This is a genomic window from Comamonas sp. CMM03 (assembly GCF_019218715.1).
In the GTDB taxonomy this organism is placed as follows: domain Bacteria; phylum Pseudomonadota; class Gammaproteobacteria; order Burkholderiales; family Burkholderiaceae_C; genus Comamonas; species Comamonas terrigena.
Map to the genome: position 1 here is coordinate 108,589 of NZ_JAHUXB010000001.1, position 17,322 is coordinate 125,910.

At 64.6% G+C, this 17,322-nt stretch carries 12 protein-coding genes and 8 tRNA genes; 17 read left to right on the forward strand and 3 right to left on the reverse strand.

All coding sequences use genetic code 11. The annotated features are described in order from the left end of the window. Positions 1–92: 92 nt before the first annotated feature. Positions 93–323 (forward strand): hypothetical protein, encoded by a 231-nt coding sequence (locus KW830_RS00485; protein ID WP_066533824.1) that lies wholly within the window; start codon positions 93–95, stop codon positions 321–323. A gap of 47 nt (positions 324–370) precedes the next feature. Here the strand turns inward: KW830_RS00485 and KW830_RS00490 are convergent, their stop codons facing one another. Further along, positions 371–1,762 (reverse strand): L-serine ammonia-lyase, encoded by a 1,392-nt coding sequence (locus KW830_RS00490; RefSeq protein ID WP_218331550.1) that lies wholly within the window; start codon positions 1,760–1,762, stop codon positions 371–373. Positions 1,763–1,881: 119 nt separating this feature from the next. Next, positions 1,882–2,745, reverse strand: a complete 864-nt coding sequence (gene hpnC / locus KW830_RS00495; RefSeq protein WP_066534035.1) for a squalene synthase HpnC — start codon at positions 2,743–2,745, stop codon at positions 1,882–1,884. Between the two features lie 82 nt (positions 2,746–2,827). On the opposite strand from hpnC, the gene KW830_RS00500 reads away from it, so the two are divergent. From KW830_RS00500 to KW830_RS00570, 15 genes are all read left to right on the forward strand, one after another. Beyond that, positions 2,828–4,021: an efflux RND transporter periplasmic adaptor subunit gene (locus KW830_RS00500; protein WP_218331552.1), complete on the forward strand. Its 1,194-nt coding sequence runs from the start codon at positions 2,828–2,830 to the stop codon at positions 4,019–4,021. 15 nt (positions 4,022–4,036) lie between these two features. Continuing rightward, positions 4,037–7,201, forward strand: a complete 3,165-nt coding sequence (locus tag KW830_RS00505; protein WP_218331554.1) for an efflux RND transporter permease subunit — start codon at positions 4,037–4,039, stop codon at positions 7,199–7,201. Positions 7,202–7,318: 117 nt separating this feature from the next. Beyond that, a tRNA-Leu gene (locus KW830_RS00510) sits at positions 7,319–7,405 on the forward strand. Between the two features lie 625 nt (positions 7,406–8,030). Next, positions 8,031–9,341 carry a trigger factor gene (tig, locus tag KW830_RS00515; RefSeq protein WP_192333551.1) on the forward strand — a complete coding sequence of 437 codons (1,311 nt, stop codon included), beginning with the start codon at positions 8,031–8,033 and terminating at the stop codon, positions 9,339–9,341. A 138-nt stretch (positions 9,342–9,479) separates the two neighbouring features. Next, entirely contained in the window at positions 9,480–10,088 is a 609-nt protein-coding gene (gene clpP / locus KW830_RS00520; protein ID WP_066533739.1) for an ATP-dependent Clp endopeptidase proteolytic subunit ClpP, read from the forward strand. A gap of 100 nt (positions 10,089–10,188) precedes the next feature. Further along, positions 10,189–11,451, forward strand: coding sequence for an ATP-dependent Clp protease ATP-binding subunit ClpX (gene clpX / locus KW830_RS00525; RefSeq protein ID WP_066533738.1), 1,263 nt, complete (start codon positions 10,189–10,191; stop codon positions 11,449–11,451). Positions 11,452–11,603: 152 nt separating this feature from the next. Beyond that, positions 11,604–14,045, forward strand: coding sequence for an endopeptidase La (lon, locus tag KW830_RS00530; protein WP_066533734.1), 2,442 nt, complete (start codon positions 11,604–11,606; stop codon positions 14,043–14,045). Between the two features lie 100 nt (positions 14,046–14,145). Then, positions 14,146–14,221: transfer RNA gene (locus tag KW830_RS00535), tRNA-Gly, on the forward strand. Positions 14,222–14,278: 57 nt separating this feature from the next. Continuing rightward, a tRNA-Gly gene (locus KW830_RS00540) sits at positions 14,279–14,354 on the forward strand. A 58-nt stretch (positions 14,355–14,412) separates the two neighbouring features. Next, positions 14,413–14,488 (forward strand) — tRNA-Gly (locus KW830_RS00545). A gap of 57 nt (positions 14,489–14,545) precedes the next feature. Further along, a tRNA-Gly gene (locus KW830_RS00550) sits at positions 14,546–14,621 on the forward strand. 32 nt (positions 14,622–14,653) lie between these two features. After that, positions 14,654–14,727, forward strand: a tRNA-Cys gene (locus tag KW830_RS00555). An 8-nt stretch (positions 14,728–14,735) separates the two neighbouring features. Next, positions 14,736–14,811, forward strand: a tRNA-Gly gene (locus KW830_RS00560). Between the two features lie 136 nt (positions 14,812–14,947). Continuing rightward, a tRNA-Leu gene (locus tag KW830_RS00565) sits at positions 14,948–15,035 on the forward strand. A 267-nt stretch (positions 15,036–15,302) separates the two neighbouring features. After that, the gene (locus tag KW830_RS00570; protein ID WP_218331556.1) at positions 15,303–16,301 is read left to right on the forward strand and encodes an aldo/keto reductase; all 999 of its coding nucleotides are present in this window, start codon (positions 15,303–15,305) and stop codon (positions 16,299–16,301) included. Positions 16,302–16,408: 107 nt separating this feature from the next. Here KW830_RS00570 and KW830_RS00575 read toward each other — a convergent pair whose 3' ends face one another. Next, a complete protein-coding gene (locus KW830_RS00575) occupies positions 16,409–16,549 on the reverse strand; it encodes a DUF3149 domain-containing protein (protein WP_172591783.1) in 141 nt (46 codons plus the stop codon). A 238-nt stretch (positions 16,550–16,787) separates the two neighbouring features. Between KW830_RS00575 and KW830_RS00580 the strand changes: the two genes are divergently transcribed. Further along, entirely contained in the window at positions 16,788–17,276 is a 489-nt protein-coding gene (locus KW830_RS00580) for a DUF2721 domain-containing protein (protein ID WP_066533730.1), read from the forward strand. Positions 17,277–17,322 lie beyond the last annotated feature (46 nt).

Sequence of the window (17,322 nt, forward strand, 5' to 3'; positions counted from 1 at the left end):
AGAAGCCCCAGCGCCCCGCAAAGCCTCCAGGGCAGGGACAATCCGCGCTTTCTTTGCAGGGGCCGCAGTCGACGGCCAACACTATGGCAAATATGGCACGCAACAAAAACGAATGGGCCAACAAGGTGCTGATGCTGGTGCGCTCCGGCAACACCGACGCTGCGGTGGCGCAGATCAAGGTGGCGCCCACGGTGGGCGATGTCACGCGGCTGCAGGCCCTGCTGGAGCAGTTGCCGTCCACGCCGGCCTTGCGCCAGCTGCAGCAGTTTGTGGAAGAAGAGCGCGCCATGCTGGCCGCGCCGCGCCTGCACCGCGCACCCTGAACGGACGGGCCTGGCCCGGCCCGGCCCGGCCCGGCTTCAGTCCCGCTTCAGCACTCGACCACGTTGACGGCCAGGCCGCCGCGTGACGTTTCCTTGTACTTGGTCTTCATGTCGGCGCCGGTCTGCACCATGGTGCGAATCACCTGGTCCAGCGACACAAAGTGCGTGCCATTGCCCAGCAGCGCAATGCGTGCGGCGTTGATGGCTTTCACGGCGCCCATGGCATTGCGCTCGATGCAGGGAATCTGCACCTGGCCGCCCACCGGGTCGCAGGTCATGCCCAGGTTGTGCTCCATGCCGATCTCGGCCGCGTTCTCCACCTGGGCCGGCGTGCCGCCCAGCACCGTGGCCAGGCCGGCCGCGGCCATGGAGCAGGCCACACCCACTTCCCCCTGGCAGCCCACTTCGGCGCCCGATAGCGAGGCGTTGAGCTTGTAGATGGCGCCAATGGCACCGGCCGCCAGCAGAAAGCGGCGCACCCCGGCGGCATCGGCCCCGGGGATGAAGCGCTGGTAGTAGCGCAGCACGGCCGGTATCACGCCTGCCGCCCCGTTGGTGGGGGCGGTCACCACGCGGCCGCCGGCCGCGTTCTCTTCGTTGACGGCCATGGCATACAGATTCACCCAGTCCATGGCAGCCAGCGGATCCGGCGGTCGCTCGCCGGCCTGGGTCTTGAGGTGGGCCATCAGCGCCCCGGCGCGCCGGGGCAGGCGCAGCGGGCCGGGCAGCAGGCCGCTGGTGGCACAGCCGCGCACGATGGCACCGTCCATCACCTGCCAGATGCGGTCCAGCCCCTCGGTCACGGCAGATGGTTCGCGCTGGGCGCATTCATTGGCCCAGGCCAGCGCATCGATGGACAGGCCGTGCGCCTGGCAGATGCTGAGCAGCTGGCTGGCAGTGCGGTAGGTGAAGGGTACGGCGGCGTCGGGCTGTGCCAGCGGCGGGCCGGGCGGGGTGCCCACGCGCAGGCCGGCTTCATCTTCCACAAAGCCGCCGCCCACCGAGTAGTAGGTGGCTTCATGCAGCAAGCCGCCGGCCGCATCGTGCGCGGCCAGGCGCATGGCATTCGGGTGGCGCGGCAGGCTTTTGCGGCGCAGCAGCATCTGGCGCTGGGTGGTGAAGCGCGTGGGGTGCGATCCCAGCAGCGGCAGCTGGCCGCTGGCGTGGACCTGGTGCAGCAGCTGCTGGGCGGCTTCGGGGGGCACATTGTCGGGGCTGTGGCCGGCCAGACCCAGCAGCACGGCGGTGTCGGTGGCGTGGCCGATGCCGGTGGCCGCCAGCGAACCGAACAGCTCCACCGTCACGCTGGCGGTCTGCTGCAACTGGCCGCGGGCGGGCAGCGCCTGGACAAAGTGCTGGGCCGCCACCATGGGCCCCACGGTGTGGGAACTGGACGGGCCGATGCCGATCTTGAACAGGTCGAACACGCTGACATGCATAACGAAAAAAACTCCTTGTCCCGGCATGGTACGCATGGCCGGGTGCGGGCGTGGGCAGGGCCGCGCCAGGGGGAGGGATGTGCGGGGGCTTTGGGCCCGGTGCGGGTGCGCAGCCGGGCTTACATCGCCAGCGCCCGCCACAGCATGCGCGGCAGGTCGGCCTTGCCCACGGTGGGGCGCTGCAGCAGGCTGTCGCCCTGCAGGGCGTCCACCTTGTCCAGGATGCGCAGCCCGCCTTGCACCACCAGGCGCAGCTCCCAGCCGATGCGCCCCGGCAGGCGGTGGACCAGCGGCGCACCGGACACCATCAGCTGGCGGGCCCAGGCAGCGCAGTCCATGACCAGCGCACGGCTGGCGGCCGTGGTGTGCGGCTGCAGCAATTCAGTGCGGGCCACGCCCCAGCGCGCCAGGTCGGCGTCGGTGAGGTAGTGGCGCCCGCGTGGCAGGTCCACGCTCAGGTCTTGCCAGAAGTTGATCAGCTGCAGCGCGCTGCAGATGGCATCGCTTTGCTGCAGGCTGCGCGCATCGTCCACGCCATACAGGTGCAGCAGCAGCCGGCCCACGGGGTTGGCCGAACGGCGGCAGTAGTCCAGCAACTGGTCGCGGTCGGCATAGGTGGCGGCGCGGGCCGTCACGTCCACATCCTGCACAAAGGCGCTGAGCAGATCGTCCATCAGCGCCACGGGCAGGCCATGCTGCGCGGTGGCATGGCGCAGCGGGCCAAACACCGCCGCCCAGCGCGGGTCGGGTGTGCCGCCGGCGGCCATGGCGTGCAGTTCCTGGCGGTAGGCGGCCAGATCGGCCAGGCGCTGGGCCGGGCTGGCGTCGCCCTCATCGGCCAGGTCGTCGGCGGTGCGTGCAAAGCCATACAGCGCGGCGATCGGCGGGCGCAGCGCAGGCGGGCACAGGATGGAGGCGACCGGAAAATTCTCGTAATGGGTGACCGGTGCGGCCGAGGTGGGAGCGGGTGGGGAGGTAGGCACTTGGTCATTGTCGCCTGCCACCAGTTAATATGCCGGGTAATTAATAACCGGTTAGTCAGTAATTTTTCGGGTGGGAAATCCCATGAAGTCTTCTGCTGTGGTGCGCATGCCTGTGTCTGGTGTGCTTGTGGGTGTGGTGGCGGCGCTGTCGCTGGTGGGCTGTTCGCCCAAGCCGGCGGCCGAGGAGCCGGTCCGTGCGGTCAAGCTGGTCACCGTGGGCAGTTCGCAGGCCACGGCGGTGCTGGAATATTCCGGTGAGGTACGCGCCCGCATCGAATCGCGCCTGGGCTTCCGTGTCGCCGGCAAGCTGGTGCAGCGCCAGGTGGATGTGGGCCAGCATGTGCAGCCCGGTCAGGTGCTGGCCCAGCTGGACGGCAACGACTACGCCCTGGCCGCGCAGGCCGCCCAGGCCCAGGTGGCGGCTGCCACCACGCAGCGCGATCTGGCGGCGGCCGACTTTGCCCGCTACCAGGCGCTGAAGGACAAGAACTTCATCAGCGGCGCCGAGCTGGACCGCCGCTCCGCCACGCTGAAATCCGCCCAGGCCCAGCTGGACCAGGCCAAGGCCAACGCCAGCTCCCAATCCAACCAGAGCGGCTACACCCGCCTGCTGGCCGATGTGGCCGGCATCGTCACGGCCGTGGACGCCGAGCCCGGCCAGGTGGTGTCCGCCGGCGCCCCGGTGGTGCGTATCGCCCAGGACGGCGAGCGCGATGTGGTGTTTGCCGTGCCCGAGGACAAGCGCAGCCTGGTGCGCATCGGCCAGGCCGTGCAGGTGCGCCCCTGGGCGGATGGTGAAGCCCTGCTGCAAGGCAAGGTGCGCGAGGTGGCGGCCAGTGCCGACCCGGTGACGCGCACCTACACCGTGAAGGTGGCGCTGGCCGGGGGCAATGTGCCGCCGCTGGGCGCCACCGTGCATGTGCTGCCCGAAGGCATGGGCCCCGCCGGGCTGGACGTGATCAAGCTGCCCACGGCCGCGGTGCGCGAGCTGGGCGGGCAGTCGGCGGTGTGGGTCTACGACCCGCAGACCAAGGCGGTGACCAGCCGCAAGGTGACCGTGGCCACGGCCGACGGCAACGACGCCGTGATTGCCGAGGGCCTGACACCCGGCATGCAGGTGGTGGCGGCCGGCGTGCATGTGCTGAGCGAAGGCCAGCAGGTGACGGTCTACCAGGACAAATACGCGCCCAAGCCGGCGGCAGAGCAGCCGACCGCACCCTCCACAGCGGCCATACCCGCCAAGGCGGACGGCAAGCCGGCCGCAGCAGCGCAATAAGGGCGGGGACCGACCATGGCACGCCAAGAACCGAAAGCCGGCTTCAACCTCTCGCGCTGGGCGCTGGAGCACATTCCGCTCACGCGCTATCTGCTGATCGTCATCCTGCTGCTGGGGGGAATCGCCTACTTCCAGCTGGGGCAGGACGAGGACCCCCCGTTCACCTTCCGCGCCATGGTGATCCGCACCTACTGGCCCGGCGCCACGGCCCAGCAGGTGGCCGAGCAGGTCACCGACAAGATCGAGCGCACGCTGCAGGAAGTGCCGTACGCCGACAAGATCCGCAGCTATTCCAAGCCCGGGGAGTCGCAGGTCATCTTCCAGGTCAAGGACAACTCCCGCCCCGCCGACGTGCCCCAGCTCTGGTACACGGTGCGCAAGAAGATCGGCGACATGAAATACACCTTGCCGCAGGGCGTGCAAGGGCCGTTCTTCAATGACGAGTTCGGCGATGTGTATGGCGTGATCTACGCGCTGCAGGGCGATGGCTTCAGCTATGCCGAGCTCAAGACCGTGGCCGACGACGTGCGCCAGCAGCTGCTGCGCGTGGGGGATGTGGCCAAGGTGGAGCTGTTTGGCGCGCAGGACGAAAAGCTGTTTGTGCAGTTGTCGCAGCAGCGCCTGGCCCAGCTGGGGCTGGACATGAACCAGGTGCTCAGCCAGCTCAGCCAGCAGAACGCGGTGGAAGGCACGGGCGTGCTGCAGACGCCCAGCGAGCAGATCCAGGTGCGCGTGGGCGGCCAGTTCACGGCGCTGGAGGATTTGCGCGCCATGCCCATCCGCGGGGCCTCCGGCGCGCAGCTGCGCCTGGGCGACATCGCCGAAATCACGCGCGGCTATGTGGATCCGCCCAGCACCAAGGTGCGTTTCCAGGGGCAGGAGACCATCGCGCTGGGCATTTCCATGGCCAAGGGCGGGGACATCATCCGCCTGGGCAAGAACCTGCACGCGGCGGTCGAACGCCTGGGCACCGCGCTGCCGGCAGGCATGCAGCTGGTGAATGTGCAGGACCAGCCCAAGGCCGTGGCCGATTCGGTCAACGAATTCATCAAGGTGCTGATCGAGGCCGTGGTGGTGGTGCTGGCCGTGAGCTTTGTCAGCCTGGGCCTGCACAAGCGCGCCCAGGCCACCGTGTGGTGGAAGCGCTGGTACATCGACCCGCGCCCCGGCCTGGTGGTGGGGGTGACGATTCCGCTGGTGCTGGCCGCTACCTTCCTGGTCATGTGGTACTGGGGCGTGGGGCTGCACAAGATCTCGCTGGGCTCACTGATCATCGCCCTGGGGCTGCTGGTGGACGACGCCATCATTGCGGTGGAGATGATGGTGCGCAAGATGGAAGAGGGCTACGACAAGCTGCGCTCGGCCACCTTCGCCTATGAAATCACCGCCAAGCCCATGCTGACCGGTACCTTGATCACGGCGGCCGGCTTTCTGCCCATCGGCATGGCCAAGTCCATGACGGGGGAATACACCTTCGCCATCTTTGCCGTGACGGTGGTGGCGCTGGTGCTCAGCTGGTTCGCATCGGTCTACTTCGTGCCCTATCTGGGCACGCTGTTCCTGAAGGAGCCCAAGCACGAAGACCACCCTGGCATCACCGCCGACCCGCACGAGGTGTTTGACAGCCCGTTCTACAACCGTTTCCGCAAGACCGTGTACTGGTGCGTGGAACACCGCTGGCTGACCATCGGCGCCACGGCCCTGGTGTTTGCGTTGGGCATCGTCGGCATGACCAGGGTGCAGCAGCAGTTCTTCCCGGACTCCAATCGCCCGGAAATCCTGGTGGACGCTTGGTTCCCCGAAGGCACGGCCTATGCCGCCAACGAGGCCGTGGTCAAGCGCATGGAGCAGCGCTTCATGCAGCTGCAGGGGGTGGAGAGCGTCACCGTCTGGGTGGGCTCGGGCGTGCCGCGCTTTTACCTGCCGCTGGACCAGGTGTTCCCGCAGACCAACGTCTCGCAGTTCATCGTGCTGGCCAAGGACCTGAAGCTGCGCGACCGGCTGATGCAGGAATTCCCGGCGCTGCTGGCCCAGGAATTCCCCGAGGCGCGCGGTCGCGTCAAGCTGCTGCCCAGCGGGCCACCGGTGCCGTATCCGGTGCAGTTCCGCGTGATCGGCACCGACCCGGTCCAGTTGCGCCACTACGCCGATGCGGTCAAGGACGTCATGCACGCCAACGCCGACATGCGGGGCGTGAACGACAACTGGAACGAATCCGTGAAGGTGATGCGCCTGGAAGTGGACCAGGACAAGGCGCGCGCACTGGGCGTGAGCAGCCAGTCGATTGCCCAGGCCGCCAAGATCTGGTTCAGCGGCTCCACCATCGGGCAGTACCGCGAAGGCGATAAGCTGATCGACATCCTGCTGCGCGTGCCGGAGCACGAGCGCGATGCGATTTCCGATGTGGCCAACGCCTACCTCCCCACGGCCAGCGGCAAATCCATTCCGCTGACCCAGATCGCCAAGCCCGCCATGGCCTGGGAGCCGGGCGTGCTGTGGCGTGAAGGGCGCAACTACGCCATCACCGTGCAGGGCGATGTGCGCGAAGGCCTGCAGGGCGCCACCGTAACCAACGCCTTGCTGCCCGAGCTGCGCAAGCTGGAAGCGCAGTGGCACGCCCAGGGCGCGCTGGACTACCGCATCGAAGTAGCGGGCGCGGTGGAGGAAAGCTCCAAGGGCTCGTCCTCGATCGCGGCCGGCGTGCCGGTGATGCTGTTCCTCACCTTCACGCTGCTGATGCTGCAGCTGCACAGTTTCAGCCGCGCCATGCTGGTCTTCCTGACCGGTCCGCTGGGCATTGCCGGCGTGGCCGCCGCGCTGCTGCTGCTGAACCGGCCTTTCGGTTTTGTGGCCCTGCTGGGCGTGATTGCGCTGATGGGCATGATCCAGCGCAACTCGGTGATCCTGATCGATCAGATCGAGCTGGACCGCGCCCGGGGCGTGCCTGCCTGGGATGCCATCGTGGAAGCGGCGGTGCGCCGTCTGCGCCCCATCGTGCTGACGGCGGCTGCCGCCGTGCTGGCCATGATTCCGCTGTCGCGCAGCGTGTTCTGGGGGCCTATGGCCGTGGCCATCATGGGCGGTCTGGTGGTCGCCACGGTACTGACCCTGCTGGCACTGCCCGCCATGTATGCGGCCTGGTTCCGCGTGCGCAAGCCCGAGGTGGAACACGGTGCATAAATTTGGCCCAGGGAAGCCCAAAAAATGCATGGTGGCTTGCGATTCCACGCTAAAATCCAGGGTTGACCCCTAACGCAAAGCCGGTAGCACCCTGCCGGCTTTGTAGTTGGAGAGACCGCGCGGGTGGCGAAATTGGTAGACGCACCAGGTTTAGGTCCTGACGGTGGCAACACCGTGCCGGTTCGAGTCCGGCTCCGCGCACCACGAACACATCGCCTGATCCAGGCGAAGCCTTGAAAGCCTGTCCCTACCTGGGGACAGGCTTTTTTCTTGCCTGAGCGCAGGGGGCGGATGCTGCCGGACGCTGCTGGATGGGGCGCGGCAGGGCCGGCAGGGCTGGCAACGCCTCCAGCCCCTCCAGCCCCTCCAGCCCCTCCAGCCCCTCCAGCCCCTCCAGCCCCTCCAGCCCCTCCAGCCCCTCCAGCCCCCCCAGCAGACCGTGGAATGGGCAGCCTGTGCCGCTGGTGTCAGGCACCCGGACCCTGCTGCCGGCGCGGCCTGGCAAACCGCGCTTTGCACTTTTTTACCGGCCCTGCAGGGCTGCCCGGGCGCTGCGCTGCAGTGGGAGCAAGCCCTGATAAGCGGGTGGTCCGGGGCGGGGACAGGGTTCGCCCGTTCCCGGCTGGATATAATGTTGGATTGAATGCGCGACCGTCAGCGCCGATTCGCTCCGGGTGAGTTGGCGTGAACACCAGCTAAGTATTTGAATTTTCTGGTGTGCCGAGTCCGGCTTTGCGCACCATTCTTCATGTGAGACTTTGCGGAATACGGTGCAGGCTGTACTGCAGCCGGCACGGTCCACATCTTTCCCCGAGATTTAGGAACAACCATGGCCGTTACTGTTGAAACCCTTGAGAAGCTCGAGCGCAAGATCACGCTGAGCGTGCCGCTCGCCGCAATCCAGTCCGAAGTCGAGACCCGTCTGAAGAAGGTTGCTCGCACCGTGAAGATGGACGGTTTTCGTCCTGGCAAGGTGCCCATGAACGTGGTGGCCCAGCGTTATGGCTACTCCGTGCAGTACGAAGTGCTGAACGACAAGGTCGGCGAAGCTTTCGCCAAGGCCGTCGATGAAGCCGGTCTGCGCGTGGCCGGCCAGCCCCGCATTTCCGAGAAGGAAGGCGCTGCCGAAGGCGAAGCCCAGTTCGACGCCATCTTCGAAGTGTTCCCCGAAGTGAAGCTGGGCGACCTGGCTGCCGCTTCCGTGGACAAGCTGACCGCCGAAGTGGACGATGTCGCCATCGACAAGACCGTGGACATCCTGCGCAAGCAACGCCGCACCTTCGCCCAGCGTCCCGCTGCCGAAGCCGCTGTGGACGGTGACCGCGTGACCGTGGACTTCGAAGGCAAGATCGACGGCGAAACCTTTGCCGGCGGCAAGGCCGAAGACTTCCAGTTCCTGGTCGGCGAAGGCCAGATGCTCAAGGAATTCGAAGACGCCGTGCGCGGCATGAAGGCGGGCGAGTCCAAGACTTTCCCCCTGGCTTTCCCTGAGGACTACCACGGCAAGGACGTGGCCGGCAAGACCGCCGACTTCCTGGTGACCGTCAAGAAGATCGAAGCTGCCAACCTGCCCGAAGTGAACGAAACCTTCGTGAAGTCCCTGGGCATTGCCGACGGTACCGTCGAAGGCCTGCGCGCCGACATCAAGAAGAACCTGGAACGCGAAGTGAAGTTCCGCGTGCTGGCCCGCAACAAGCAAGCCGCCATGGACGCTCTGGTCTCTGTGGCCGAGCTGGAACTGCCCAAGGCTTCCGTGCAGGCCGAAGTCGGCCGTCTGCTGCAAGGCGCCCGCGCCGAACTGCAACAACGCGGCATCAAGGACGCTGAAAAGGCGGAAATCCCTGAAGACGTGTTCCTGCCCCAAGCCGAGCGCCGCGTGCGCCTGGGTCTGGTGATGGCAGAGCTGGTCAAGTCCAACAAGCTGGAAGCCACGCCCGAGCAGCTGAAGGCCCACGTGGACGAGCTGGCTGCTTCCTACGAGAAGCCCGAAGACGTCGTGCGCTGGTACTTCGGCGACCGCCAACGTCTGGCCGAAGTGGAAGCCGTTGTGATCGAGAATAATGTGACCGAGTTCGTGCTGAGCAAGGCCAAGGTGAGCGACAAGGCTGTGTCGTTCGAAGAGCTGATGGGTCAGGCCTGAGCGGTCTTGACCTGACGGAGGGCGGGCCACAGGTGCAACGCCCCCATTAGGCTTTACACACCGGGGCTTGTGCTTTGCGGCACAAGCCCCATTTCATTTCTTGGCTAGGCTACATTGCTGAAATTGACAGGAGAACCTATGAGCGCATTGGATATTCAGGGTCTGGGCATGGTCCCCATGGTGATCGAGCAGTCCGGACGCGGCGAGCGGTCTTACGACATCTATTCGCGCCTGCTGAAGGAGCGCGTGATTTTCTTGGTGGGCCCGGTCAACGACCAGACGGCCAACCTGGTGGTGGCGCAGCTGCTGTTCCTGGAAAGCGAGAACCCTGACAAGGACATCTCCTTCTACATCAACTCGCCCGGCGGCTCGGTCAGCGCCGGCATGGCCATCTTCGACACGATGAACTTCATCAAGCCCGATGTGTCCACGCTGTGCACCGGCATGGCAGCCAGCATGGGTGCTTTCCTGCTGGCGGCAGGGGCTAAGGGTAAGCGTTATGCTTTGCCCAACTCCAAGGTCATGATCCACCAGCCGCTGGGCGGTATGCAGGGTCAGGCGACGGAGATCGAGATCCACGCCCGTGAGATCCTCAAGACCCGCGAACAGCTGAACAACATCCTGGCCGAGCGCACCGGCCAGCCGCTGGAAAAGATCCAGCGCGACACCGAACGCGACTATTTCCTGAGCGCTGCCGAAGCCAAGGACTATGGTCTGGTGGACCAGGTGATTGAAAAACGCGCCTGAACCGGCGAAAAACGGGTAACGGCGCTATCCCCCACGGGGAGCGCCGTTTTTCCTGTTGGTATCATCCTTTTTCCCATATTTGTAACAAGGCACTGCCCCCATGGCCGAGAAAAAAGGCACTTCCAGCGAGAAAAACCTCTACTGCACCTTCTGCGGCAAAAGCCAGCACGAGGTGAAGAAGCTGATTGCTGGGCCGTCCGTCTTCATCTGCGACGAGTGCATCGACCTGTGCAACGAAATCATCCGTGATGAGTTGCCGGGCAATACCGCCCGCGAGGCGCGCGGTGATCTGCCCACGCCGGCAGAAATCAAGGCCAACCTGGACAACTACGTGATTGGCCAGGAGCAGGCCAAGCGCACACTGGCCGTGGCGGTCTACAACCACTACAAGCGCCTGCGCCACAAGGACAAGGCGGGCAAGGATGAGGTGGAGCTGTCCAAGAGCAATATCTTGCTGGTCGGCCCCACAGGCTCGGGCAAGACGCTGCTGGCCCAGACCCTGGCGCGCCAGCTGGACGTGCCCTTTGTCATGGCCGACGCCACCACGCTGACCGAAGCCGGCTACGTGGGCGAGGACGTGGAAAACATCGTCCAGAAGCTGCTGCAAAGCTGCAACTACGAAATCGAGCGTGCCCAGCGCGGTATCGTCTACATCGACGAAATCGACAAGATCTCGCGCAAGTCCGACAACCCCAGCATCACGCGCGACGTGTCGGGTGAGGGTGTGCAGCAGGCGCTGCTGAAGCTGATCGAAGGCACCATGGCCAGCGTTCCCCCGCAGGGCGGCCGCAAGCACCCGAACCAGGACTTCCTGCAGATCGACACGACCAACATCCTGTTCATCTGTGGCGGTGCATTTGCCGGTCTGGAAAAGGTCATCGAAAACCGCACCGAAGCATCGGGTATCGGCTTTGGCGCCGCGGTCAAGAGCAAGAAGCAGCGCTCGCTGTCCGAAGTGTTCCAGGAGATCGAGCCCGAGGATCTGATCAAGTTCGGCCTGATCCCCGAACTGGTGGGCCGTATGCCCGTGATGACCGCCCTGGCCGAGCTGAGCGAAGACGCGCTGGTGGAAATCCTGACCGAGCCCAAGAACGCCCTGGTCAAGCAGTACAGCAAGCTGCTGGGCATGGAAGGCGTGGAGCTGGAAATCCGTCCCGGCGCGCTCAAGGCCATCGCCCGCAAGGCGCTGGTGCGCAAGACCGGCGCCCGTGGTCTGCGTTCCATCCTTGAACAGGCGCTGATCGGCACCATGTTCGAGTTGCCGAACATGGACAACGTCGCCAAGGTGGTGGTGGAAGAAGCCACCATCGACGACGGCAAGGCACCTTTGCTGGTGTACCGCGAAGCCGCCAAGACTGCCTGAGCGGGCGACATGCCTGACGGCAGGGGCTGTGCGCACCAGGCGCCGGCCCGTCTGCAATTGCTGCACAAGCCGTGCAGCCTGGGGCACACTGGTGGTGCCCGTGTAGCTGATATCTGCCGCAGGTGCTGCCTGCGGTATTACTGAGGAATCCCATGTCAGGAACAACTCCCGAGACCGATACACCGCTCGACCTGCCGCTGCTGCCGCTGCGGGACGTCGTGGTGTTTCCCCACATGGTCATTCCCTTGTTTGTGGGCCGCGCCAAGAGCATCAAGGCGCTGGAACTCGCCATGGAAGGCGACCGCCGCATCATGCTGGTGGCACAGAAGGCAGCATCCAAGGATGAGCCGTCGGTGGACGACATGTTCGAGGTGGGCTGCGTGTCCACCATCCTGCAGATGCTCAAGTTGCCCGACGGCACCGTGAAGGTGTTGGTGGAAGGCCAGCAGCGTGCGCTGGTGGTGGAAGTGACCGACCACGAAACGCACTTCACCAGCAAGCCCCGCCTGCTGGATGTGCAGGACGATGCCGTCCAGTCCAGCGAAGTGGAGGCCCTGCGCCGCGCTGTGACCCAGCAGTTCGACCAGTACGTCAAGCTCAACAAGAAGATCCCTTCGGAGATCCTGAGCTCGATCTCCGGCATCGACTCGCCGGGCCGTCTGGCTGACACCATTGCCGCACACCTGCCGCTGAAGCTGGAGAACAAGCAGCAGGTGCTGAACCTGTCGGACGTGAAAGAGCGTCTGGAAAACCTGTTCGAACAGCTCGAGCGTGAAGTCGACATCCTGAATGTGGACAAGCGCATCCGCGGCCGCGTCAAGCGCCAGATGGAGAAGAACCAGCGCGACTTCTACCTGAACGAACAGGTCAAGGCCATCCAGAAGGAACTGGGTGAGGGCGAAGACGGCGCCGACCTGGAAGAGGTCGAAAAGAAGATCAAGCTGGCCAAGATGCCGGTGGCTGCGCGCAAGAAGGCCGAAGCCGAGCTGAAGAAGCTCAAGCTGATGTCCCCCATGTCGGCGGAAGCCACCGTGGTGCGCAACTACATCGACGTCCTGACCGGTCTGCCCTGGAGCAAGAAGACCAAGATCAAGCACGACCTGGCCAATGCCGAGGAAGTGCTGAACGCCGACCACTTCGGTCTGGAAAAGGTCAAGGACCGCATCGTGGAATACCTCGCGGTGCAGCAGCGCGTGGACAAGGTCAAGGCGCCCATCCTGTGCCTGGTCGGCCCCCCTGGCGTGGGCAAGACCTCGCTGGGCCAGTCGATCGCCAAGGCCACGGGCCGCAAGTACGTGCGCATGGCCCTGGGCGGCATGCGGGATGAAGCCGAGATCCGCGGCCACCGCCGCACCTACATCGGCGCCATGCCGGGCAAGGTGCTGCAGAGCCTGGAGAAGGTGGGCACGCGCAATCCGCTGTTCCTGCTGGACGAGATCGACAAGCTGGGCATGGACTTCCGCGGTGACCCTTCCAGCGCGCTGCTGGAAGTGCTGGACCCCGAGCAGAACCACACCTTCGGCGACCACTACGTCGAGGTCGACTTCGACCTGTCGGACGTGATGTTCGTGGCCACCTCCAACTCGATGAACATTCCGTCGGCCCTGCTGGACCGCATGGAAGTGATCCGCCTGTCGGGCTACACCGAGGACGAGAAGACCAATATCGCCATCCGCTACCTGCTGCCCAAGCAGCTGACCAACAACGGCGTGCGCGAAGGCGAGCTGAAGGTGGAAGAGTCCGCGGTGCGCGACATCGTGCGCTACTACACCCGTGAAGCCGGCGTGCGTTCGCTGGAGCGCGAGCTGTCCAAGATCTGCCGCAAGGTGGTCAAGGGCATCCAGCTCAAAAAGCTCGAGCCCATGGTGGTGGTGACTGCCGACAACCTGCCGGACTACCTGGGCGTGCGCAAGTACACCTATGGCCGTGCCGAGCAGCAGAACCAGGTGGGCCAGGTCGTGGGTCTGGCATGGACCGAAGTGGGCGGCGATCTGCTGACCATCGAGGCCGTGGTGATGCCGGGCAAGGGCAATATCCTGCGCACCGGCTCGCTGGGCGACGTGATGAAGGAATCGGTTGAAGCCGCTCGCACCGTGGTGCGCAGCCGCGCCAGACTGCTGGGCATCAAGGACGAGCTGTTTGAAAAGCGCGACATCCACGTGCACGTGCCCGACGGCGCCACGCCCAAGGACGGCCCCAGCGCGGGTGCAGCCATGACCACGGCCTTTGTCTCGGCGCTGACCGGCATTCCTGTGCGCAGCGACGTGGCCATGACCGGTGAAATCACCCTGCGGGGTGAAGTCACGGCGATTGGCGGTCTGAAGGAAAAGCTGCTGGCGGCCCTGCGTGGCGGCATCAAGACAGCGCTGATTCCGGAAGAGAACGTCAAGGACCTGCAGGAGATCCCGGACAACGTCAAGAGCGGTCTGGAAATCATCCCTGTCAAGTGGATCGACCAGGTGCTGAAGGTGGCGCTCGAGCGCATGCCCGAGCCCCTGACGGACGAAGAAGTGGCAGCAGCCGCAGCGGCGGCCGCAGCGGCGGCCGACAAGGCCGAAAAGGCGGCCGATCCTTCGGGCGCGGTGAAGCATTGAGTTTTTTGGCCGCATTTGAAAAATGCGGCCAAAAAATTACGCTACAATTCATCCCATCGCAGCGTTGCTTCGTTATAGAATGCAAGGCTTCGGCGGAAACGCGGGAATAGCTCAGTTGGTAGAGCGATACCTTGCCAAGGTATAGGTCGACGGTTCGAACCCGTTTTCCCGCTCCAGGTTTTCAGAGCCTGTAGCAATACAGGTTCGCATCGGAAGGCGCAAGTCTTCCGAATGCGGGAATAGCTCAGTTGGTAGAGCGATACCTTGCCAAGGTATAGGTCGACGGTTCGAACCCGTTTTCCCGCTCCAGGTTTTCAGAACCTGTAGCAATACAGGTTCGCATCGGAAGGCGAAAAGTCTTCTGAATGCGGGAATAGCTCAGTTGGTAGAGCGATACCTTGCCAAGGTATAGGTCGACGGTTCGAACCCGTTTTCCCGCTCCAGGTTTTCAGAACCTGTAGCAATACAGGTTCGCATCGGAAGGCGCAAGTCTTCCGAATGCGGGAATAGCTCAGTTGGTAGAGCGATACCTTGCCAAGGTATAGGTCGACGGTTCGAACCCGTTTTCCCGCTCCAGTTTGGACAAGGGTGTGCAAACATCCTGCGATGGCGCGATAGCAAAGCGGTTATGCCCCGGATTGCAAATCCGGTTAGACCAGTTCGACTCTGGTTCGCGCCTCCAAAAAATTTGCGGGAATAGCTCAGTTGGTAGAGCGATACCTTGCCAAGGTATAGGTCGACGGTTCGAACCCGTTTTCCCGCTCCAGGTCTTTGAAAAAGGGAAGCTCAGGCTTCCCTTTTTTCTATCTGTCCTGAAGGTTGGCAGAAGGGCAACAGCCGGTGCATGCTGCGGTATGCTTGGCCGCTGTCTGAACCAGACACACGACAGCCTGGCTGGCGTGGCCTCGGTGGTGAAATTGGTAGACACATCGGACTTAAAATCCGCCGCCTGTAACGGGCGTACCGGTTCGATTCCGGTCCGAGGCACCAACAACGAAAAACCTGCCCTGTGCATGCATGGCAGGTTTTTTTGTGCCTGCATAGGACTGGCGCAGGCAGGGTCACGCAGCAGCCCTGGAGCTGTTCGCAGCGCTGTACACACGCCCCGTGCTCTGTGCGATGGTGCACCGTGGGCAGGCTCCCCCTGCACGTTCCCACTGCCTGCGGTGGGGAGGGCGGCCTGCTTGTCCCCTCCGTGGCATGACACCGCCTGCGGCATGCGTCATAGTGCGGCTTTTGCACACAACAGGCCACGCCATGCACTACCGTCGACTGGGAAAAAGCAATCTGCAAGTCTCCAACCTGTGCCTGGGCGCCATGATGTTCGGCGACCAGACCGGCGCGCAGGAGGCCGGCGAGATCGTCGCCCATGCCAAGGCGGCCGGTGTCAACTTCATCGACACCGCCGATGTCTACACCAAGGGCGCCAGCGAACGCATGCTGGCGCCCCTGCTGGCCGGCCAGCGCCACGACTGGGTGCTGGCCAGCAAGCTGGGCAACAAGATGGGCGATGCGCCCAACCAGGGCCACTACTCGCGCAAATGGATGGTGCAGGAGGTCGAGTTCAGCCTGCAGCGCTTGCAGACCGACCACCTGGACATCCTCTACCTGCACCGCGACTACAACGGCATGGACCTGGAAGAGCCGCTGCGCGCGCTGGACGATCTGGTGCGCGCCGGCAAGCTGCGCTACTGGGGGGTGTCCAACTTCCGCGCCTGGCGCATCGGCGAGCTGGTGCATGGTGCGCGCAGCCTGAACATGGCCGGCCCGGTGGTCTGCCAGCCGTACTACAACCTGCTCAACCGCATGCCCGAGGTCGAGATACTGCCCGCCTGCGAATTCCATGGCCTGGGCGTGGTGCCCTACAGCCCGGTGGCGCGTGGGGTGCTGACCGGCAAATACCTGCCCGGCCAGGCCCCTGATGCCGGCAGCCGTGCGGGTCGGGGCGACAAGCGCATCACGGAGACGGAGTTCCGCACCGAATCACTGGAGATCGCCCAGCGCCTGAAGGCCCGTGCCGAGTCGCGTGGCGTCACCCTGGCGCAATGGGCCACCGCCTGGGTGCTGCGCCACCGGGCAGTGAGCGCGGTGATTGCCGGCCCACGCACGCTGGCCCAGTGGACGGACTATCTGCCCGCCGTCGATCTGGACATCAGCGCCGAAGAAGAACGCATGGTGGACGATCTGGTGCCGGCAGGCCACCCATCCACGCCGGGCTATACCGACCCGGCCTACCCGCTGATGCCACGCCGCTGACGGCAGGGCGGCACGATGGGGGAGGGCGCGGCAGCGCCTTGCCCCCAAAAAATAAGCCCGCGCAGGGCGGGCTCAAGGTGCAACAACGCGGAAGTCCAGCTTGCTTGTTATTTGGATTTTGGTGCGTCCAGCTTGATCTTGTTCAGAAACAGCATGGTGAAGTACACCGCCATGATGAGCACAATGAAAATCACGGAAATGCTCATCAGGCCGTAGTCGGTGGAGAACAGGTCAATCAGCATCTTCATGGAAAAAAAGCCTTTCTACATCAATGGGATGGCAGGACTATCGCCTGCGCTGCCGGCCTGCGGTTTGTGCCATGTCAAAGGCCTGGGGTGGCGGATTTGTGCCAGCGCAAACCGCCCGCAAACCGCCCGCAGAGCGCTCGTTTAGCACGGGGTAAGCCGATATTGCGGGCGTGCAGGGCGCCGGGCAGGGTGGACAGCCCTCACAATGTCGCTGTTCCCATCTTTTGAATGCTTTCCCATGAGCGTAGTGATTGACGTTGCCACCGCCACCCACAGCGTGCAGCTGGCCGTGGCCCCCGTGTTCCTGTTGACGGCGGTGGCCGGCATGATCGGCGCCGTGGCCGGGCGGCTGGCGCGCATCATTGACCGCGCACGCGTGGTGGAAGACCGGGTGCGTGCCAGCCAGGATGCGCAGTTCATCCAGCGCGGCCTGACCGAGCTGCAGTACCTGCGCCGGCGCGGGCGCATCTCCAACGTCAGCATCGGCTTGCTGACGCTGTGCGGCTTTCTGATCGGCCTGACCATCATCTTCCTGTTCATGGGCCAGGCCTGGGGCGTCGAAGAGCAGCTGTTTGCCGTGATCAGCTTCCTGCTGGGCATCGGCACCTTCCTGGCCGCGCTGGCCGGCTTCATGTGGGAGACGGTGCTGGCCACCCAGCTGCTGGACTTCCACGTGCTGGAAATGAAGCGCGATGTGGCCGAGCAGATCCCGCCGGAAAAGTCCTGAAAATCCCTGAAAGGCGCTGACAAGCCCTGAGCAGCTCATACGCAGT